General features: G+C 62.9%; 8 protein-coding genes and 1 pseudogene. 3 read left to right on the top strand and 6 right to left on the bottom strand.

Features of this window, described 5'->3' with window-relative positions; genetic code table 11:
• Positions 1-23: 23 nt before the first annotated feature.
• Positions 24-1,577, bottom strand: coding sequence for a DUF726 domain-containing protein (locus tag HX875_RS18990; RefSeq protein WP_177044576.1), 1,554 nt, complete (start codon positions 1,575-1,577; stop codon positions 24-26).
• Between the two features lie 181 nt (positions 1,578-1,758).
• On the opposite strand from HX875_RS18990, the gene HX875_RS18985 reads away from it, so the two are divergent.
• Complete coding sequence (locus HX875_RS18985) at positions 1,759-2,160, top strand: RidA family protein (protein ID WP_177044574.1); 402 nt, start codon at positions 1,759-1,761, stop codon at positions 2,158-2,160.
• Here HX875_RS18985 and HX875_RS18980 read toward each other — a convergent pair.
• From HX875_RS18980 to HX875_RS18975, 3 genes and pseudogenes are all read right to left on the bottom strand, one after another.
• On the bottom strand, positions 2,150-3,046 hold the full coding sequence (locus HX875_RS18980) for a LysR substrate-binding domain-containing protein (protein WP_371321487.1): 897 nt from the start codon (positions 3,044-3,046) through the stop codon (positions 2,150-2,152). The two genes, HX875_RS18985 and HX875_RS18980, sit on opposite strands and share 11 nt — an antisense overlap.
• A gap of 116 nt (positions 3,047-3,162) precedes the next feature.
• Positions 3,163-3,243, bottom strand: a pseudogene (locus HX875_RS32790) (transcriptional regulator); the annotation flags it as partial.
• Between the two features lie 190 nt (positions 3,244-3,433).
• Positions 3,434-13,969, bottom strand: a complete 10,536-nt coding sequence (locus HX875_RS18975) for an autotransporter-associated beta strand repeat-containing protein (RefSeq protein WP_177044572.1) — start codon at positions 13,967-13,969, stop codon at positions 3,434-3,436.
• A 434-nt stretch (positions 13,970-14,403) separates the two neighbouring features.
• Between HX875_RS18975 and HX875_RS18970 the strand changes: the two genes are divergently transcribed.
• Positions 14,404-16,212 (top strand): monovalent cation:proton antiporter-2 (CPA2) family protein, encoded by a 1,809-nt coding sequence (locus tag HX875_RS18970; RefSeq protein WP_177044570.1) that lies wholly within the window; start codon positions 14,404-14,406, stop codon positions 16,210-16,212.
• 72 nt (positions 16,213-16,284) lie between these two features.
• The gene (locus HX875_RS18965; protein WP_177044568.1) at positions 16,285-16,863 is read left to right on the top strand and encodes a hypothetical protein; all 579 of its coding nucleotides are present in this window, start codon (positions 16,285-16,287) and stop codon (positions 16,861-16,863) included.
• A gap of 121 nt (positions 16,864-16,984) precedes the next feature.
• Here the strand turns inward: HX875_RS18965 and HX875_RS18960 are convergent, their stop codons facing one another.
• Together HX875_RS18960 and cobF are read right to left on the bottom strand one after the other, a co-directional pair.
• Entirely contained in the window at positions 16,985-17,704 is a 720-nt protein-coding gene (locus HX875_RS18960) for an alpha/beta hydrolase (protein WP_177044566.1), read from the bottom strand.
• Between the two features lie 12 nt (positions 17,705-17,716).
• On the bottom strand, positions 17,717-18,472 hold the full coding sequence (gene cobF, locus HX875_RS18955) for a precorrin-6A synthase (deacetylating) (protein WP_177044564.1): 756 nt from the start codon (positions 18,470-18,472) through the stop codon (positions 17,717-17,719).
• Positions 18,473-18,511: the final 39 nt, after the last annotated feature.

Below are 18,511 nucleotides of genomic sequence, written 5' to 3'. Positions count from 1 at the left end.
ACACAAGACGTGAACGCAGCTTATCAGTCAGACGCGACGGTACGCATCACCGTCTCCCGGGGCAGATCAAACGCCTCTACCACCTGGACCACCAGATCCATCTCCTGGTTCAGCGCCTCGCGCTCCATGCGCTCTCGAATCACCCCGATCACCAGCACCGCCAAGGTAGTGATGGAGTACGCCGGGCCTGAAAATGCCCGCACCCCGGTCACCACCAGCATCGCGGCGGCCAGCGCCTGCCCAACCACCGGAATTGCCGAAGCAGCGCCCCGGCGCAGGATAAACCCGGTGAGCCCGGCCAGCGCGGTGCCACTCAGGGCGGTCGTCGCTGAACGCCCGACATCGAATCGATTGAAAAAGCCCTGCTCTTTCTGAGCTGCGGCCTTCAACTCGGCCTCGAACACTTGGCGATCGGCCTGGCTGAGCTTGTCCTTGTATTGCTCGATCAGCCGCTCGGCGACCTGCAGTTCCAGCTCCGCCAGTGCAACGGTCTCGATCGGCTCATCGAACTTGATGCCCACGCGCTGCGCCACATCCTGGGCGATTTCGCGATAGCTCACGCCATGGCCGCGGGCCAGGTTCATAAAGGTGTCGCCGCCCATGCGCTGCAACTCGATGGCCAGCTTCAACGGCTCACGCACCGTGGCATCGATAGACGCACTGCGCTTCTGCGCCATCAGCTCGGCGAAAAACTTCAACTCTTCCGGTCGCGCCTGCAGCAACAGCGGAAACAGGTCGACATCCTCTTCGGCAAACCGAACTTCGCTGCTGCGCTGATCGGCGCGGATCATGCCCCGGCGCTCCTGCAACAGGTCGGTGTACTGCACCACCGTCTTCAACTGCGGCCAGTAGGCGGCGTGGTCAAAGGTTGCCAAGTGGACATTCGCCACCTTGGCCTTGAGCGCAGGTGTTACCGGGATCGCATACCGGCCGATGCAGCGTTCAGTGTCGGGCTTGAGCGCCAGGGCCCAATCCTTGCTGGAGTGGCAATTGATCACGCGCCCCGTGAGTGGCGCCGACACCTGGTCCCACGGGCTGGACGTACAAATGGCGCCGCCCATCAACAACAGGTTGTTCAGCGGCAACTCACGGGCCACTTCAGGGCTGGCCAGCAGGCTCTTGACCAGGATCCGCGCGCCCAGGGAATGGCCGATCAGGTTGATCTGCCGCACCTTGATCGACTCGCCGTGCAGGTAGTTGGCCAGCTCGGGCAGCAGGCTTTTAGCCACCTCGTCCACCCGCGCCTCGACGCTCTTGTAGTGGTCAAGGAAATAGGCAATCGCCTTGCCCACCCCAATGGTCGCCGCCCCCAGGCTACCGCCGCCGAGCATCGAGGCGATCACGTCCTTGAACGGCGCAAACAGGTTTTCCAGGAAATGCCCGGCCGGCCAGAACAGCATCAGGTTGGTGGAGCCTTCGATGGTTGCCAGTTGCTGCGAAAAATTGCCCAACTGCTGCTGGTTGAAGAACGCCGAATAACCATGGACGTAGAGATTGAGCACCTCCCCCTGGGGCTCGCCACACAGCACAAACGTGGGCTTGCGGGTACGGTGCATTTCATCCCACTGGTGTTGCATGTGGCAGTGACTCCTGGTGACGACGGAGGGCGATAGTAACAAAGGGTGAGGCACGGGAATGTGAAAAACTGATACCCGGACTATCCACAGCCATGCACAGTGATGACAGAAAACACGGATTTTGTTCAGCTATTCAGTCCATTAGCCTTTGTCGGGTCAACTACTGGAACCGAGGAACACCATGAGCAAGCCCGAATTTTTCATCACCCCAGGTTATGGCGACATCGCACGCGAAACGCTGCATTACGCCCAAGCCGTAAAAATCGGCAACCGCGTTGAAACCTCAGGCCAGGGCGGCTGGGACGACGCATTCCAGATACCCGAGTCCCTCACCGACGAGATTGCCCTGGCCTTCCAGAACCTGGAACGCACCCTGGCGCAAGCCGGTGCCGGCTGGGAGCATGTGGTCCACGTCAACTCCTACCACGTGGGCGGTTTTCCTCCCGAAGTGAACCAGCAGATGGTCAAGTGGTACCGCCATTACATGCCCAATCACTCACCGATCTGGACCGAACTGGGGGTGGAGGCCCTGGGCCTGCCGGCGATGCGCATTGAAATCCGCGTGACGGCAATCATTGCCTGACGCCGAACCGCTCGATCACCCAGTCGATAAACACCTTCAACCGGGCGTTCTGATGCCGGTTGGGTGGGTAGATGATGTGCAGCGGCGTGGCGGGTCGGGTCCAGTCCGCCAACACCGGGACTAGCTGGCCGGTCTCAACGTAGTAGTCAACGATGGACTTGAAATGCTGCCCGACACCCAGGCCGGCGAGCAGCATTTCTTTAAGGCCATTGCCTTCGTTGGTCGAAAACGCACAGTTGCCTATTTCATGACGGGCGGCACCCTTCTCGAAAATCAACGGCTCCGGTTTACCCGACCCGGCAAAGAAATAGCCAGCCTTGAGGTGGTTTTGCTCGAGGTCTTCGGGAGAAGCGGGCGTGCCCATACGTTCCAGGTAGCCCGGTGCGGCGCAGGTGATGTACTCAAGGTCTGCGACCTTGCGACCAATCATGGCCATGTCATCCAGCTTGCCCACCCGCAGCACGCAATCCACCCCCTCCCCCACGATATTCACGGCGCGATCGCTGATGCCCAGGGCGATGGTGATGTCGGGATACTCACGATGAAAATCCACCAGCGCCGGGATCAGCAGGCAATTGGCAAAGGACGCCGGCGCATCCACCTTCAGGTGACCACCGGGCTTGAGCTTCTGCCCGCGCAGGGCGTTATCCAACTCGTCCAGTTCGGCCACCAGGCACAGCGCATGGTTGTAGTACGTAAGCCCTTCCGGAGTGGCCGCCAGCGCACGGGTAGTGCGATGCATCAGCTTGACGCCAAGGTGCTTCTCCAGGTCGGTGATGAGCTTGCTGACGGTGGAACGCGGCAGTGCCAGCTGGTCGGATGCGCGGCTGAAGGAGCCGGTTTCGACGACACGGACGAAGGCGCGCATGGCAAGGAGTTGGTTCACGATGATGTCCGATGGGGCGAGAACACCAAGTATTGTCCATAAATCTGCACAATGGCGACAACCGTTCACATAACAAAAAGCCCGGCGTATGGCCGGGCTTTGATGGAAAGAATGACTCAGTTGGCAAAGTTCTCAATCTTTACCTGGCCATCCGGAAACGTGGCGACAATCTCCAACTCTCCTCCCATGGCACGAATGAGGCACACAACCTCCCGTTCTTCCCTGGAAAGTGTTTGTAGGTTATTCCAGTATGATTATTAGCGGAGCGGAACGGGACGCAGAGCATCCTAGGCTGCATTCCTACGCAGAGGGTAGGAACGATCAAACTGCACGGTAGCGCCCATAAAAAAACCGCCCTTTCGGGCGGTTGAAGGGACCCGGCCTTGATCAGAAGCCGAGGGAGAAACTGATGGTCATCGCGTGGTCCTTGTCGTTGCGCGAGACTTGTCCGGAGTAACCCAGGCCAAGCTTGCCGTTGGGGCTGATCTGATAGTCGATGCCTGCTTCCAGCACGGCGCTGTCCTTGGCGATCGGTACGCCTTGGGTGCTGAATGAAGTTCCACCGCCGTTGATAAAGCTCAGGTCGGCATCCGGCTGGGTATCGCCGAAGGCATGACGCCAGCCGATGCTGCCCCGCGGGGTGATCTTCGAGCCGTTGCCCAGGGTGAGAGTCTGGCCGACACGCAGGCCCAACGTGGAGAAGGTAATGTCTTGATCGGCATCACCGCGCAGGGCCGCTGAGCCGCCCTTCTCCTTGATGGTGTCGCTGTCGTAGTTGACGTAGGCCAGGCCGGCGAACGGTTCCAGGGCAACACTGGCGGTTTGAATGGTGTAGCCGACTTCACCGAACACTTGCGCACTGCGAGCCTTGTAGTCGGCCTTCAGGCGTTGGCCTACATCACCAGCTGCCACATCGCGTTTGCTCTCGATGTCATGCCAGCTGTAGGCCACGCCCATACGTGCGGCAAAGGCTTCCTGCTGGTACGCGGTGTAGGCCATCAGGTGATAGCTGTCGACATCGGCGCTGGAGTTGCGGTGCTTGGCGTCGAGGTCGCTGCGGGTGTAGCCGGCGGCAACACCGGCGCGCCAGGCGTCGTCCAGTTGCTTGTCGGTGCCCAGCAGGAAGCCGCCGAGGTTGCGGTCCAGGTTGGCGGTGTTGCTGTCGCCGCCCATATGGCCCCAGGTGCCCAGGACACGTGCCCAGCCGACCATTTCGCCTTGGCAACCGGCGCTGCTCAACTGGTTTTCGCTCGGTGCCAGGCTGCTGCGTGGATCGTCCTGGCGGTAGCAACCCGGTTGGCGCAGGCGCTCATTGACCGCGTCACGGATGTAACGCGAGTCTTCGAGCAAAGCGCTGGCGGTGCTGGCGTGAATTTCCCCCGAGAGGTTATCGAAAGCGGCGCGGGCACTGGCTGCACTGCCGTTAAGCAGCGCGTTTTGCACCGCTGCACCGCCCACTGCTGCCCCGCTGCCCAGTGCCGCCGCGACCGCCCGCTGATTGCCGGTGGCTGCCACGCTGGCATAGCTGACGTTATTGCGGCTGACTGCCAGGGCGACCTCATTCGGGGTGTAGCTGAGGGCGGTATTGAGGAACGCCAGGTTCTCAAGGTTGGTGCTGGCAAACGTACCCGTTACCCCGCCACCCGCCGTCAATAAGGTGTAGGTGGTGGGGCCGGCATAAGGTGCCAGGTTAACCACGTTCAGCGTGCCCGCCAGGTTTGCCGTGCCGCCAACCGCCAGGGCGCCTGCGGCCGATGGAGTGATGACCAGGTTCAGCGCGCCATCGGCGGCATTGGTGAAGTTGCCGGCAACACTCAATTTGCCGCTGTCGGGCGTCACCGCACCGTGGTTGACCAGCGAGCCGACACTGCCATTACCTGTCAGCCCGGCACCGTTGGCCACGGTGACCTGCCCACCCAGGATGGCGTTGGGATTGGCCGCGTTGCCAACTTGCAACACGCCCTGATCCACCGCCACCGTTCCGCTGAACGACTGGTTGCCGGTGAGCAGCAGCGTCCCCGCGCCCTGCTTGACCAGCGCACCGGTGCCGCTCAGCACACCGTTGAATTGGCCACTGCTCAGTTGTGTGAACAGCAACCGCGCGTTGTTGAGGATATTGCCCCGCAGGCTGGTGGTGTTACCGGCCAGGGTCCCGCCACTGACGGTGGTGCCGCCGGTGTAGGTGTTGGCGCCCGTCAGCACCAGTGTGCCCGCATCCAGTTTGTTGATGCCGCCGGCGCCCACCAGTGGCGCATCAATCTGGGTGGTCACGCCGGCATTCACCCGCGCTGTGGCCAGGCTGCCGTCCGGAGCATTGGTCGGGCTCAGGCTGCCGCCTGCACCGGCCACCAGCGAGTAATTCGGGTCGAGGAATTGCACCCCGGTAAAGCCCTGGGTGCCCACCACTGTCACTGTCCCGCCCTGGCCGCCAAACACCGCGAACTGGTTGGTCGACGCCTCGCCCTGGGTGCCGTTCGGATCGGTCCAGTTGGTGCCTGGGCCCCACGTGCCGCTGCCGCCAGTGATGGTGCCATCAGGATTGGTGGTGCCGCCGTTCCAGAACTGGATTTGCCCCGGTGTGGTTTGCACCAACAGGTTGACCTGATTGGCCAGCGCCGTTTGCAAGGTCAGTGCCCCCGGCAGGATGCCCGACGGCAACGTGCCGTACGCCAGGCCGTTGTCGGTCAGGCTGCCGCCGTAGCGGAACAGCTGGTAAACCCCGGTACCGAAACCACCGGCGTCGGTAATGTTAAGTGTGCCGTCCAGGGTCAGGTTGCCCGCGACATTCACCACCGAGGTAGCAGCCCCCGGCGCGCCGAGGCTGAAGTCCAGGTTGGTGCCCGAGGACAGGTTGAGGCCGCCGACCGACAACGGCGTACCGCCGGTGCCTGCGGTCAGGGTCGAGCCGCTTGCCAGGGTCACCGTGCCCGCCAGTTGGCCTGAACCACCCAGGGACGCGCCACTGCCGACCAGCACGTTGGCACTGTTCAGGGTGCCGTTGACCAGCAGGCCGCCGGCATTGACGTTGGTATCGCCGGTAAAGGCGTTGTTGCCACTGAGCAGCAGGTCGCCCGTACCGTTTTTGTTCAGCACCCCGGCACCGGTGAGGTTGCCGGTGTAGGTGCCATCGGCCGCCTGTTCGAAGGTCAGGGTCGCATTGTTGGCGATCGCGCCCTGCAAGCTGCTGGTGTCACCCGTGGTGGTGCCGCCATTCAAGGTGGTGCCGCCGCTGTAGGTGTTGGCGCCGGTCAGCAGCAGTGCGCCGGTGCCGTTTTTCACCAGGCTGGCGGTGCCACTGATAACACCACCGAGGACGGTGTCTTGAGTCCCCGTGAGGGCCAGTTGCGCACCGAGGTTGATCGCGTTGTTGAGTTGCAGCGCCGCCGTGCTGTCGAGCACTGCATTGCCGGTAACGCCAAGGGTGCCGCTGCCCAGGGCATTGTTATTGCCGAGCACCAGCGTACCTGCCGCCAGCTGCGTCCCGCCGCTGTAGGTGTTGTTGCCATTGAGGGTCAGGCTGGCCGCGCCGCTCTTGACCAGGCTGCCGCTGCCACTGACCACGCCGCCCAGGGTCAAGGCGTTGGAACCGGCGACATTCAAGGCACCGTTCAGCACCACCGCATTGGCCAGGTTGACCGCTGTGTTGCTGTCCAGCGCCGTACCGTTGGCCGAGGTCAATACGCCGGTCCCCAGCGCACTGTCGTTGCCCACCACCAGCTTGCCGCCGTTGAGCGCCGTGCCGCCGGTGTAGCCATTGGTGCCATTGAGGACCAGGGTGCCGGTGTCGTATTTGCCCAGCGTACCGGCGCCGTTGATGGCCACACCGATTGTGGCGGTGTTGTTGGGGTCGACGCGAATTGCCGCATTCCCCGTGCCGCCATTGACCAGGTTCAACGCGCCTGCCGTGCCATTCACCAGGCTGTAGCCATCGGTGGCGAACTGCAGCCCGGTAATGCTCTGCGTGCCGTTGACCGTGACCGTGCCCGCCGTGCCCTGGAATACCGCAAAACTGTTGCCCCAGGCCTGGTTGACAGTGCCGTCCACACTGGTCCAGTTGGTGGTGCCGGTGCCCCAGGTGCCGCTGCCGCCGTTGATGCTGCCGTCGCCCACCAGTTGGCTGCCATCCCAGAACTGCACCGTGGTGTTCGGCGCCGTCACCAGCAGGTTGACTTGATTGGCCAGCGCCGTTTGCACTTGCAGATCCCCCGGCGTCACGCTGCCAGGCACGGTGCCGACCACCAGGCCGTTATCGGTCAAGCCGCCGGTGTAGTTGATGATGCGATACACACCGCTGCCAAAGCCGCCGATATCGCTGACGTTGAGGTTGCCGTCGAGGGTCAGGTTGCCGCCGACATTGATCAGCGCGTTGCCACCGCCGGCGACCGGTGTGCCCAACCCGACATCCAGGTTGGAATTACCCGACAGCACCAGCGAACCCACCGACAAGGTGCTGCCGGTCGCGCCCGCGAGGTGACCGCCATCAGCCACCGTGACGGCGCCTCCCAGGCTGCCAGTGCCCGTAAGCGTCGCGCCGCTGTTGACCGCGACGTTGCCGCTGGCCAGGGAGCCGCTGACATTCAGGGTGCCACCGTTGATGCTGGTGTCGCCGGCCAGGGTATTGATACCGCTGAGGGTCAACGTACCGGTGCCGAGTTTGCTCAGCTGCCCGGTACCGTCGAGCACACCGCCAAAGGTGCTGCTCAGGTTGCCACCGCCCAGGCTGAGGGTGTTCCCGGCGCCGATCAGTGCCGTGCCACTGCCGGTGAGGCTACCGAGGCTGCTGGAAGCGCCGAGGTTGAGTTGGGTACCGGTACCGAGGTTCAAGCCGGCGTTGTTGCCGAGGGCCGTGGCACTTGAGGTGGTCAGGCTGCCGCCCAGCACGTCGAAGTTGCCGCTGAAGGTGTTGTTGCCACCAAGGGTCAGGTCGGACGCGCCATTTTTCGTCAGGGTGCCCGCGCCATCCAGTACGCCGGTCAAGGTCAGGTTGTTGTTGCCGGCCACACTCAGGTTGTCGTTGACCGCGATGTTGTTGCCCAGCGCCAGCGCCGAACTGTTGTCCAGTGTGGAAGGCCCCGTCACCGTCAACGCCCCACTGCCGAGTGCTGCCGCGGTGCCGAGGGTCAGGGTGCCGGCGTTCAGGGTGGTACCGCCGGTATAGGTGTTGATGCCATTCAGTGTCAGGTTGGCGTTGCCATTTTTGCCCAAGCCTCCGGCGCCGCTGATCACACCCGCGAGCGTCAGGTTGTTGCTGCCGGCTACCGCCAGGTTCGCGTTGAGCACGACGTTATTGCCCAGGCTCACCACAGTACTGCTGTCCAGGCTGGAAGCGCCCCCCACCGTCAGGTTGCCCAGGCCCAGCGCCGAGTTGCTCCCGGCAGTCAAGGTGCCGGCGTTCAACGTGGTACCACCGAGAAAACTGTTGAAGCCGCTTAGCGTCAGGTTGGCCGCGCCGTTCTTGGTCAGGCCGCCCGCGCCGTTAACGACGCCGGCGAGGGTCAGGTCAGCCGTGCCGCCGATGCCCAGATTGCCCGCGAGGTTTACCGCGTTGTTAACGCTGACCGCAGAGGCCGCGTCCAGCGTGGTACCGCCCGCCACGTTAAGTGTGCCGCTGCCCAGTGCGGTATTGGACGCCAGGATCAGCCCGCCGGCATTCAGCGCCACCGGGCCGAGGAAGGCATTGTTGCCACCGAGGGTCAGGTTGGCTGCGCCGTTTTTCACCAGGCCACCGGTACCGGCAATCACGCCATTGAGGGTCAGCGCATTGCTGCCACCCACCGTCAGGTTGCCGCCCAGACTCACCCCGTTGGCCAGGGTGATGGCGGTGTTGCTGTCCAGCCTGGTGCCGGTCGAAGTGCTCAGTTGTCCGGTACCAAGGGCGGTGTTGCTGCCCACCACCAATGTACCGCCTTGCAGCTCGGTGCCTCCGGTGAAGGTGTTGGCGCCATTGAGCACCAGTGTGCCGCTGTCGAGTTTGGCCAGGGTACCAGTGCCGTCAATGCCAACGCCGAGGGTGGCGGTGGCGCCCGGGTCGACGCGAATCGCAGTGTTGCCGCCGGTGCCGTTCACCGCCGTCAACTGCCCTGCCGCTCCCGCCACCAGGTTGTAGCCATCGGTGACAAATTGCAGCCCGGTGAACGCTTGCGTGCCCGCCACCGTGACGGTGCCCGCCGCCCCCTGGAACACGCCGAAGTCGGCGGCCCACGGCTGGTTGACCAAGCCGTCGACCGAAGTCCAGTTGGTGCCGACCGCCGTCCAGGTGCCGGTGCCGCCGTCCACCACGCCGTTGGCGATGGTCTGGCTGCCGTCCCAGAAGCGGATGTTGGCGTTTGGTGCAGACACCAGCACGTTGACCTGATTGCCCACCGAGGTCTGCACCACCAGGTCGCCGAGGCCGAAGCCCACCGGCACACCGGTCACATTCAGCCCCAGGTCGGTAAGTGCACCGGTGTAGTTGATCAGGCGATACACGCCGACACCGAAGCCACCGGCATCGGTCACGTTGAGGTTGCCATCCAGGGTCAGGTTGCCGCCGACGTTGAGCAGTGAGTTGGTGGATGGCGCGCCGAGCGCCACGTCCAGGTTGCCGTTGCCGGCCATCACCAGCGAGCCGGCCGACAGCGTATTGCCGCTGCTCAGGGCCAGGTGGCCGCCGTTGTTGACGCTCAGCGTACCGAGCACCGAACCGGTACCAGTGAAGGTCCCGCCGGTATTGACGTTGACGTTGGCACTGCCCAGCGAGCCGCTGAGGTTCAGGGTGCCGGCATTCACGTTGGTGTCACCGGTGAGGCCATTGATGCCGGTGAGGTTGAGGGTACCGGTGCCGACCTTGGCCAGGGCACCGCTGCCGCTCAGGCCGCCGTCGAAGGTGCTGGTGGAATTGAGGCCACCCACCGACAGCGTGTTGCTCCCGCTGACCAGCACATCACCGCTGCCTGCAAGGGTCGCGAGGCTGGCATCACTGCCCATGATCAGCGACGCACCGGCGCTGACATTCGCGCCCGAGGTATTGCCCAACGCGCCTGCGCTGGCGGTGGTGACACTGCCGGACAGGACATTCAGGGCGCCGGTAAAGGTGTTGGTGCCGCTGAGCGTCAGGTCGGCCAGGCCATTTTTATTCAACGCAGCGGCGCCGCTGATCACGCCGCCGAGCGCCAGGTCATTGTTGCCGGCCACGTTCAAATCGGCATTGAGCACTATCCCGTTGTTCACGGTCATCGCCGCGCTGTTGTCCAGCGTCGAGGTGCCACCTACCGTCAGGCTGCCGGTGCCCAGCGCCGAGCCATTGCCCAGCGTCAGGGTGCCGGCGTTGAGGGTGCTGCCACCGCTATAGAGGTTGATACCGTTGAGGGTCAGGTTGGCCGCGCCGTTCTTGATCAGCTGGCCGCTGCCGCCGATGAGGCCGCCCAGCGTCAGGTCTTGGGTGCCGCCGACGGTGAGGTCGGCGTTGAGGGCGATGCTGTTGGCCAGCGCCACCGGGGCGTTGCTGTCCAGCGTCGCCGCGCCGTTGATTGCCAGGCTGCCGGTGCCGAGGGCCAGGTTGTTGCCGACGGTCAGGGTACCGGCATTCAATCCGGTGCCGTCGATAAACGTATTGGCGCCGTTGAGGATCAGGTTGGCCGCGCCGTTTTTCACCAGGTTACCGTTGCCGCTGATGACACCGCCCAAGGTCAGGTCGGCGCTACCGCCGATGGTCAGCGGGCCGGTCATGCTGATCTGGTTACCCAGGCTGACGGCGGTACTGGCGTCCAGGCTGGTATTGATCCCCGTACTCAGCACGCCCGAGCCCAACGCGTTATTGGCGCCGACGATAATCTTGCCGGTGTTGAGCGTCGTGTCGCCGAGGTAGTTGTTGGTCCCGTTGAGCGTCAGGTCGGCCGCGCCGTTCTTGGTCAAGCCACCGATGCCGTTGACGTTGCCGCCGAGGGTCAGTGCGTTGCTGCCCGCGATGGTCAGGTTGCCGCCGAGGTTGAGGGCATTGGCCAGGGTGATGGCAGCGTCGGCGTCCAGCGTGCTGCCGTTGGCCGCGTTCAACGCGCCCGTGCCCAGCGCGGTATTGGAACCGACAATCAAGGTTCCGGCATTGAGCGCCGTGGTGCCGGTATAGGTGTTGTTGCCATTGAGGGTCAGGCTCGAAGCGCCGGTCTTGATCAGGCCGCCGGTGCCGGCGATCACCCCACCGAGGGTCAACGGGTTGGCCCCGCCGGCAGTCAGGTTGGCATTGAGGTTGATCGCATTACTCAACACCAGCGCACCGGTGCCGTTGAGGCTGCTGGCGCCGCCCACGGTCAATGCTCCGGTGCCCAGCGCCGCGCCATTGCCCAACGTCAGGGTGCCGGCGTTAAGGGTACTGCCGCCGCTGTAGGTGTTCACACCGTTGAGGGTCAGGTTGGCCGCGCCGTTCTTGATCAACTGACCGGTGCCGGCCAGCACCCCACCCAGGGTCAAAGCGTTGCTGCCCGCCACGCTCAGGTCGGCATTCAGCGCAACGTTATTGCCCAGGGTCACATTGGTATTGCTGTCGAGGGTCGCGGCGCCGCTGACGGTCAGGTTGCCGACGCCCAGGGCTGCGTTATTGCCGGCGGTGAGCGTACCCGCGTTGAGTGTGACACCGCTGAGAAAGGTATTGGCACCATTGAGGATCAGCTTGGCCGTACCGTTCTTGGTCAGGCCTCCGCTGCCTCCGACCAGGCCGCCAAGGGTCAGGTCAGCGGTCCCGCCGATGTTCAGGTTACCGGTGATGTTGGCCGCATTGGCCAGGGTAACGGCAGTGCTTGCGTCCAGCGAGGTGCCGGCGGCGGTGTTCAAGGTTCCGCCCGCGCCCAGCGCGGTGTTGGACCCCACAATCAGCGAACCGGCGTTGAGTGAGGTGTTGCCGGTGTAGGTATTGGCGCCACCGAGGCTCAGTGCCGCCGTACCGTTCTTGATCAGGCCGGCGCCAAGACCGCTGACGATGCCATTGAGGCTCAGCGCCTGGGTGCCACCGATGATCAGGTCGGCGGCCATGTTGACAGCATTGGCCAGGGTCACCGCCGCCGTGGCGTCCAGCGTGGTGCCAGCGGCCGTATTGAGCGCGCCGGTCCCCAGTGCCGTGTTGCTGCCCACCTGCAGTGTGCCGGCATTGAGTGCGGTCGGCCCGAGTTGGGTGTTGTTGCCCGTCAGCGTCAGGGTCGCGCTGCCATTCTTGACCAGCCCGCTGGCCCCGGAGATCACGCCACCAAGGGTCAGGGCATTGCTGCCGAGCAGGGTCAAGTTACCGTTGAGCCCAATGTTGTTGGCGAGCGCCACGGCGCCGGTGCTGTCCAGGCTGGCAGCGGCGTTGACGTTCAGGGAACCGGAACCCAGGGAGTTGTTGTTGCTGACAATCAATGTGCCAGCGTTCAGATCGGTGCTGCCGGTGTAGCCGGTGTTGGCGGCGCTGAGGGTCAGGCTGCCACTGCCGTTCTTGGAGATCCCGCCGGCACCGCTGACGGCACCGGCCAGGGTGAGGCTGCCGACACCGCTGGTGCCAACGGCGGAATTCAGCACCAGCGCGTTGTTCAACGTGATGGTGCCCGGTGCCTGGAGCACCGTCGAGCCACCGACGGTCACGGTGCCGGTGCTGAAGGCCAGGTTATTGCCCAGTTGTACGGAGCCGCCATTGAGGCTGGTGTTGCCCAGGTAGGTGTTGGCGCCACTGAGCACCAACTGCCCGGTGCCGTTCTTGGTCAAGCCGCCCTGCCCCGAGACCACGTTGCCCAGGGTGATGGCATTGGTGCCTTGCAGGGTCAAGCCGCTGGCCCCAAGGTTGATCAGGTTGCTGAGGCTCAAGCCGCCGGTGCTCGCCTGCAGCGCGCCACCATTGGAGGTGAGTACGCCGCTGCCAAACGCCTGGCTATTGTTGAATTGGGCAACCCCGCCGTTGAGGGTCGTGCTGCCACTGACCACCGGCCCCTGGAGCGTCCAGGTGCCGCTGTTGAGCGTCAGGTTGTTGAAGTTGACGTAGTTGGCGCTGGACACCGTGCCCGTGCCGGACGTACCACCGCCGACCCCGATGGTGTTTTGCAGGATCAGCGAGTTGTTCCCGCCCGCGCCGCCATCCACCTGGCCCGTCGGCGCAAACGTCAGGTTGACACCGATGAGGCCACCAAGGCTGAGTCCGACGCCCCCCCCACTGGTGATGGTCGAACCGGTGACGGCGGTAAATGTGTTGCTGCTGGCGGCCCCCATGGAGACGCCGCCGGAAATGGCCCCCGTGTTGATGAAGGTGTTGCCGGTACTCGATGTTTCGAAGGCGACACGCCCGGTGAGCGTGCCATTGTTGACCATGTTGACTTGCGAGCCACCCTGTACAGCCACCACCGGAGTGTCTGAGGCAAACAGCGTCAGGTTAAGCAGTGCCGTGGAACCAATGGCACCATTGTTGGTGATGTTGGTGACCCCCCCGGCGCCATTGACCACGTCCATCGCCATGCCGGCAAGGGTCGTCAGGTTCAAACCCAACACATCACCGGTACCGCGAATGATCCCGGTCAAGGTGTTGTTGATGTTCACCGTCGAGGCGTTCCCGTTACCCACCATCAACCCGGTGCTCAACATCCCGAATGCCCCGAGCAGTGCAGGATCAACGGTGCCCGAGTTATTGAAGGTGAGGTTGTTGCCGATGAGATTGAGCGCCTGGCCGCCCAGGGTGGCATTCATCTGCGCACCGCTGTTGACGTTAACCGTCAGGTTGTTGACCGCGCTGGCAAAGGTATTCAAGAACAGCGGCAAAGTCGGCACGCCGGTGCACGTGACCGTGGCGCCGACCGAGGGACTTGCAGGCGTACAGGCAGCCAACGCGTCCGGGCTCGCCAAGCCAAGAACCAGGCCAGCAATACCCAGGCGAATAGCAAGATTCAGAGGAGAAATACGAGGTATAGCGGCAGTAGCAAGTCTTCTGTCCACGTGAAACTCCTTTGTGGTCAAAGCCTTTCATCCATGAATGCGTAGAAGCCCCAAATACAGATCCAAACACGCATCGACTTCGAAATACCTGACCGTGGTGACAACTGATCCTGTTTGTCAAAACGTTAGCCGGGTACATAAAAGCCATTGAAATAAATGGTATTAATACTTTCGCGATTGCCTCGTAAGAACCGGGCGCGCTCCAATGAACGCTGAAGCGAAAGCCTTCGACTCTGCAAAAATTCAGATTTCAAAACGTAAAAAAGCGCTCTAATAGCGCCCTGTGTTACCCCTGTAGGAGCGAGCTTGCTCGCGAAAAACGCTAAGGCACCGCGTGTATTCAGACAGTCAGCGTCATCGTTAACGACCCTCGCGAGCAAGCTCGCTCCTACAGTAAAACCTGTTGATTCAGCAAAAAGATCCTGGAGTCCCCAATGCCCCATGAAGGCAACCTGTTACAAGCGGCGGTTGTGTTCCTGTTCGCCGCCGTACTGACCGTGCCACTGGCCAAGCGCCTGCAACTGGGCGCCGTGCTGGGTTACTTGCTGGCCGGGGTGATCATCGGCCCGTCGGTGCTGGGCCTGGTGGGCAACCCGCAAAGCGTCAGCCAGTTTTCCGAGCTTGGGGTGGTGTTGCTGCTGTTCATCATTGGCCTGGAGTTATCGCCGAAACGCTTGTGGGTGATGCGCAAGGCGGTATTCGGTGTGGGTCTGGCGCAGGTGCTGTTGACGGGCACTGTGATCGGCGTGGTAGCGCTGTTCGTGTTTGGTCAATCCTGGAACAGCGCGATTGTGCTGGGCCTTGGCCTGGCGCTCTCCTCCACCGCATTCGGCCTGCAAAGCCTGGCCGAGCGCAAGGAACTCAACCAGCCCCACGGGCGCCTGGCCTTTGCCATCCTGTTGTTCCAGGACATCGCGGCCATCCCGCTGATTGCCATGGTGCCGCTGCTCGCCGGCAGCGATCACCCCACCACCACCTCCCAAGGCCTGCAACACGGCCTGGAAATATTGGGCAGTATCGCCGTGGTGATCATCGGCGGGCGCTATCTGTTGCGCCCGGTATTTCGCATCGTGGCCAAGACCGGCCTGCGGGAAGTCTCCACTGCTACGGCGTTGCTGGTAGTGATCGGCACTGCGTGGTTGATGGAGTTGGTGGGCGTGTCCATGGCCCTCGGCGCGTTCCTCGCAGGGCTGCTGCTGGCAGATTCCGAATACCGGCACGAGCTGGAGTCGCAGATCGAACCGTTCAAGGGCCTGCTGCTGGGGCTGTTTTTTATCAGCGTGGGCATGGGCGCCAATATCAGCCTGCTGTTCAGCGCGCCAGTGATCGTGCTGGGCCTGACCCTGCTGCTGATCGCCATCAAGCTGCCGCTGCTGTTTTGCGTGGGGCGCCTGGCCGGTGACCTGAACCGCGAAAGCGCACTGCGCCTGGGCGTGGTGCTGGCGGCCGGTGGTGAATTCGCCTTCGTGGTATTCAAGATCGGCCGCGACCAAGGGCTGTTCGAGCCGCACCTCTACGACATCCTGGTGCTGACCATCACCCTGTCCATGGCCGTGACGCCATTGCTGCTGTTGCTCTGCCCGAAGCTGTTCAAGCCCAAGGCCAAGCCGGTGGAAGTGCCCGAGGAATACCGCGCCATCGAAAGCGATGCGCCACGGGTGGTGATCGCCGGGATGGGCCGAATGGGGCAGATCGTGGCGCGGATCCTGCGGGCGCAGAATATCTCGTTTATCGCCCTCGACACCTCGGTGGAAACCATCGAGCTGACCCGCAGTTTCGGCGGCATGCCGGTGTTCTACGGCGACCCCCAGCGCCCGGAAATCCTCCACGCGGCGAAGGTCGACCAGGCCGAATTCTTCGTGATCGCCATGGACGACCCCGAAATCAACATCAAGACCGCCGAGTTGGTGCGCAGCCTCTACCCCCACATGAAAATCATCGCCCGCGCCCGTAACCGCCAACACGTGCACCGCCTGGTGGACCTCGACGCATCACCGGTGCGCGAGACGTTTTACTCCAGCCTGGAAATGAGCCGCCGCACCCTGGTGGGCCTTGGCTTGACCCAAGCCCAGGCCGATGCGCGCATCAGTCGCTTCAAAAACCATGACCTGCAATTGCTGGCGGCCCAACACGCGGTATACGACGATGCAGCCAAGGTGATGCAATCTGCCCAGGAAGCCCGGACAGAATTGGCGCGGTTGTTTGAGATGGACCGACTCGAGGAGGAGTCCGACAAGGTGTAGGGATGGAGATGAACGATCTTGCGAATTTTCTGACAGAATACGGCGCAATTTCGTTCATCCCTGGAGAGCTTCATGGCCACCCTCAGCAAGACCGCAGCCCTCTTGGCCCTCGCGCTGGCCGCCGGCTTCGGCGCCAGCCAAGTCCTCGCCGCCAGCAAGCCTGCAGCGCAGAAAACCGCCACCCAGACCATCTCCACCCTGGACGGCAAGTTCAGCTTCAACCTGCCAAAATCCTACCTGGCCGACCCGCTGCCAGCCGGTGATGCCGAACACGGCACCGCAGGCGCCACCGGCACGATGTACAGCGACCAGGCCACCAAAAGCGTGATCTTCGTTGTCGAAAAACCGAGTGCCGCCGGCCTGATCAAAGACAACGACCCGCAGTTCCTCGACGGCGCCGTGGCGGATTTCGTCAAGGAGCAAAGCGCTGCCCTGCCGGACTTCAAGAAAGGCGCCGAGAAGAAACTCACCGTCAAGGGCCTGGCCCTGCGCCAGGTGGACAGCACCGCGACCATGGGCGGCGGCAAGACACTGAGTTCCACCTTCCTCACCGGCTCCGGCAGCCACCAGCTGGTGGTGCAGGCGATTTCCCGGGCGGATGATGAGAAAGGCCATGCGCTGCTGGTGAAACAGATTATCGGCGGTAAATAACCCGATTTACCTGACAATAAAAATCTAATGTGGGAGCTGGCTTGCCTGCGATAGCGATTGACCAGTCACTGTTTTTGGCGACTGATACACCGCTATCGCAGGCAAGCCAGCTCCCACATTTTTATCGCAGGCTGTTTTCCAGCCAGTTTTTCAAGTCCAGCAATTCCGCCTCGCCGACGGTATGAATCATCCCGGGGTAGCCATGGAATTCCGGCTTGAGACCAATCCCCACCAACACCTCATTGGCCCGCGTGGCCGAGTAGTAAGGCAGCGCCTGGTCCAACGTCCCGTGGCCGATGAAAATCGCCAGCTTGCCCAGTCGCGCATCCGGCTTGAGCTCAGCCTTGAGCACCGGCAGCACGCTGCCACTCAATGCCGCAATCCCGCGCAGGGTTTCGGGGTGCCGTAATCCCACCTCATAGGACATGATTGCACCCTGGCTGAACCCCACCAGGAACACCCGCTCAGGTTGGGTGTGGTACTTGGTGGTGGCCTGTGCGACGAAGTCTTCGATCAGCTTGGCGCTGCTCTGCAGATCGGCGGTCTCGCCATCAAAGTCGCCGTCTCCCGGCTTCTTGCGAAACCAGCGATAACCGCCGCCTTCCACCGGCATCGGTGCCCGCGCAGACAGGTAGGTCCAGGTCGACGGCAAGCGGTCCTTGAGCCCGAACAAGTCCGCCTCATCACTGCCATAACCATGCAGGAAGATCACCAGTGGCTCGTTGCGCGCATCGCTCTGGGTCTGTTCCAGATACGGCAGCGGCAAGTCCGTATGCAATTCGGCTTCGGCATGGGCAGCACTGGCAAACAGCGCCAGCGTCAGGGCGATCAGTTTGAGCATGGGCATCAACCTCTAGGGTTTGCGTAACAGATAAGTGTCCATGATCCAGCCATTGGCCTGGCGCGCCGCCTTGCGCACCCGTTCGATCTCTTCGGCCACCTCGGCGACTTTGCCGCTGATCAGGATTTCATCCGGCGTGCCCAGGTAGGCGCCCCAGTAGATATCCAGGTCTTGATCGGCCACGGTGCGGTAGGAATCTTCGGCATCAAGCATGACAACCAGGGTATCGGCATCACTCGCCTGCCCCGCCGCCAACCGGCGCCCGGTGGTGATTTCGATGGAGCGCCCGATGCGGTTCAACGGCACCTTGTGCTGGGCCGCCAGGGCCTGGACGCTGGTAATCCCCGGGATCACCTCAAACTCGAACGTGCAACTGCCACTGGCGAGAATCGCCTGCAGGATCCGAATGGTGCTGTCGTACAGCGCCGGGTCGCCCCAGGCCAGGAACGCACCGACTTCGCCGTCAGCCATTTCTTCGTTGATCATCCGCTCGAAGGTCTGCTGCTTGTCGCGGTTCAGGTCCTTGACGGCGGTGGTGTAGTCGATGTCACCGCGCACCCGCTCGGGGCAATCGGCCTCGACAAAGCGGTAGGCATGATCGGTGATGTAGGTCTCGCAGATTTCCCGGCGCAGGTCGATCAGCTTGTCCTTGCTCTGGCCCTTGTCCATCAGGAAAAACACGTCGGTGCGGTTGAGCGCCTTGACCGCCTGCATCGTGATGTAGTCGGGGTTGCCGGCGCCAATGCCGATGATCAGGATGCGTTTCATGGGTAAGTCTTCATGGGTGTGCTCGGTGCGGGGAGCGGA

The organism is Pseudomonas yamanorum, assembly GCF_013386765.1.
Classification (GTDB): Bacteria; Pseudomonadota; Gammaproteobacteria; order Pseudomonadales; family Pseudomonadaceae; genus Aquipseudomonas; species Aquipseudomonas yamanorum_A.
This window is presented reverse-complemented; position numbering and strand designations above follow the sequence as displayed.